This window comes from Streptomyces sp. SID1328 (assembly GCF_009865595.1).
Taxonomy (GTDB): domain Bacteria; phylum Actinomycetota; class Actinomycetes; order Streptomycetales; family Streptomycetaceae; genus Streptomyces; species Streptomyces griseoluteus.
On sequence record NZ_WWKH01000968.1, the window covers coordinates 1 to 2,882 of the forward strand.

At 73.8% G+C, this 2,882-nt stretch carries 4 protein-coding genes; 2 read left to right on the forward strand and 2 right to left on the reverse strand.

The window, feature by feature from the left end:
* On the forward strand, positions 1–741 hold a 741-nt coding region (locus GT030_RS31295; protein ID WP_161203975.1), incomplete at its 5' end, for a serine protease.
* A 232-nt stretch (positions 742–973) separates the two neighbouring features.
* Positions 974–1,414 (forward strand): SRPBCC family protein, encoded by a 441-nt coding sequence (locus GT030_RS31300; RefSeq protein WP_161203976.1) that lies wholly within the window; start codon positions 974–976, stop codon positions 1,412–1,414.
* A 118-nt stretch (positions 1,415–1,532) separates the two neighbouring features.
* On the opposite strand, the gene GT030_RS31305 is transcribed toward GT030_RS31300, so the two are convergent.
* Together GT030_RS31305 and GT030_RS31310 are read right to left on the reverse strand one after the other, a co-directional pair.
* Complete coding sequence (locus GT030_RS31305) at positions 1,533–2,171, reverse strand: LysE family translocator (protein WP_161203977.1); 639 nt, start codon at positions 2,169–2,171, stop codon at positions 1,533–1,535.
* Positions 2,172–2,226: 55 nt separating this feature from the next.
* Positions 2,227–2,882: XdhC family protein (locus GT030_RS31310; RefSeq protein WP_161203978.1), on the reverse strand; the 656-nt coding region annotated here is incomplete at its 5' end.

Sequence of the window (2,882 nt, forward strand, 5' to 3'; positions counted from 1 at the left end):
GCCGCCGCCGCGGCGACCGCGCTCGTGGCCGCCCCCGCGGCGAGCGCCGCGCCCCAGCCCATCGTGGGCGGCACGACCACCACCACGACCGCGTACCCGTACGTCATGCAGATCACGGACGCGTCCGGCAGCCAGTTCTGCGGCGGCACCCTGGTGTCCGCCAAGAAGGTGGTCACGGCGGCCCACTGCATGGTCGGCGAGTCGACGAGCAGCGTCCGGGTGGTCGGTGGCCGCACCTACCTGAACGGCACCAACGGCACGGTGAGCCGCGTCAGCAAGATCTGGATCAACCCGGACTACACCGACGCCACCCGCGGCGACGACGTGGCCGTGCTGACCCTTTCGACGTCGATGCCGTACACCCCGGTGTCCTACGTCTCCTCCTCCCAGACGGGCGTGTACGCGGCCGGCACCACGGCCCGCATCCTCGGCTGGGGCACCACTTCGGAGAACGGCGGCTCCTCCAACCAGCTTCGGACCGCGACGGTGCCGACCGTGTCCGACTCCAGCTGCCGCAACTCCTACGGTTCGGACTTCGTCCAGTCCGACATGGTCTGCGCCGGACTCACCTCCGGTGGCGTCGACACCTGCCAGGGCGACAGCGGCGGTCCCCTGATCATCGGGGGCGTCCTGGCAGGGATCACTTCCTGGGGCGAGGGCTGTGCGGAGGCCGGTTACCCGGGGGTCTACACCCGGCTGACCACCTTCTCCAGCCTGGTGACCGCGCAGGTCAACTCGTGACCCGGAAGATTTCCCGAGCACGCTCGGGTGCATGACCAGGGGGGCGCTGCGAGCCACCACGAGCGGCCCGCAGCGCCTCCCTGTCCATTGTTCGCAGGGGTCACTCCCGGGGGCGTGCCGGTGGGCGCGCCAGGCCCCGCGTGCGCCGGTGGCACTCCGGTCCATCCGCCGGGCAGGTGACCCGCCGGGGTGAACCCCCAGGTGGCGGACGGCGATTCCCTACGATCGGGGCGTGTCTCTCTTCACGCTCGAACGCACCGTCCCCCTCTCGCTCGCCGAGGCGTGGCGCCGCCTCACCGACTGGCCCCGGCACGGGGATCTGGTGCCGCTCACCCGGATGACGGTGGTGACGCCCCCGCCGACCGGGGTGGGCACCCGCATCCTGGCCCGTACGGGTATCGGCCCGCTGGTCTTCGACGATCCGATGGACATCACCGTGTGGCGCCCTCCGCTGGACGGCGAACCGGGGTTCTGCCGGCTGGAGAAGCGCGGCCGGGTGGTGCTCGGCTGGGCGGAGATCGAGGTACGGCCGGGGCCCGGCGGGCGGGCCCGCGTGGTGTGGCGGGAGGAGCTGCGTGTGTCCTTCCTGCCCCGCGCCTTCGACGGCGTGGTCACGAGCGCCGCGCAGTGGATGTTCGGACGCGTGGTGAACGGGCTGCTCAGGCGGGAGTGAATCCTCGGCGCGGGACCTGAGGTGCGGGCGGGGCTTGGGCCCGCGTGGGCCTTGGGCGCGCGTGGGACTTGGGCGCGCGTGGGACTTGGGCCCGCAGGGACTTGGGGCGCGCGGACCGTCAGTCCGTACGGCCCGTGACCGCGACCGTCACCCCGAGCCCGACCATGGCGAGCCCGCCCGCGCCGCCGACGGCCGCCAGCCGGCGCGGTGAGCGGGCGAACCAGTCGCGCCCGGCCGAGGCGGCAAGCCCCCAGACGCTGTCGCAGACGAGCGCGATGGCGTTGAACACCAGTCCGAGCAGCAGCATCTGGAGGGGCACCCGGCCCCGAGCGGGGTCGGTGAACTGGGGCAGGACGGCGGCGAAGAACACGATCGTCTTGGGGTTGGCCACCCCGACCACGAACCCGTCCCACAGGGTGCGCGGCCCCCTGTGCGCCGGGGCGTCCGGGGTGAACGCGGCCCGCAGCGAGCCGCGCCGCCGCCACGCGGTCACCCCCAGGTACACCAGGTAGGCGGCGCCCGCGAGCTTGAGCACGGTGAAGGCGAGGACCGAGCGCTCCACGACCGACCCGACACCGAGCGCCACTGCCGCGACGAGCACATACGCGCCCAGCGTGTTCCCCGCGACGGTGGTGAGGGCCGCCCGGCGTCCGTGGGCGAGCGCCCGGCCGACGACGAACAGCACGCTCGGCCCCGGCACCACGATCAGCAGCAGGGACAGCGCGGCGAAGGCGAGGAGCCGGTCGGCAGGAAGCATGCCGTCATGCAAGCACGCCCGCCGCAGGGGCCGTAACCGGTTTTTCCGCACGCGCTCAGGCGGGCGAGCCCACCCCCAGGGGGAGGTCGTGGTGGATCGGGGTGTGGGCGCCGGTCAGCGAGATGCCGGTGCCGCCGCGCCGGGCGGCGACGATCTCCGCCGCGATGGACAGCGCCGTCTCCTCCGGGGTGCGGGCACCGAGGTCGAGCCCGATCGGCGAGCGCAGCCGGGCCAGTTGACGGTCGCTGACGCCCGCCTCGCGCAGCCGCTCCAGCCGGTCGAGGTGGGTGCGCCGGGACCCCATCGCGCCGACGTAGGCGACGGGCAGGCCGAGGGCCAGCCGGAGCAGCGGTACGTCGAACTTGGGGTCGTGGGTGAGGACGCACAGCACCGTGCGGGCGTCGGTCGCGGTGCGCTCCAGGTAGCGGTGCGGCCAGTCGACGACCACCTCGTCGGCCTCGGGAAACCGGGCACGGGTGGTGAACACCGGCCGGGCGTCGCACACGGTGACGTGGTGTCCGAGGAACTTGCCGACCCGGACCAGCGCGGCCGCGAAGTCGACGGCGCCGAACACGATCATGCGGGGCGGTGGGACGGCCGCCTCGATCAGCACGGTGACCGGGCTCCCGCAGCGCGCGCCGCGCGCCCCCACCTCCACGGTGCCGGTGCGGCCCGCGTCCAGGAAGGCGGCGGCCTCGGCGGCGATCGTAC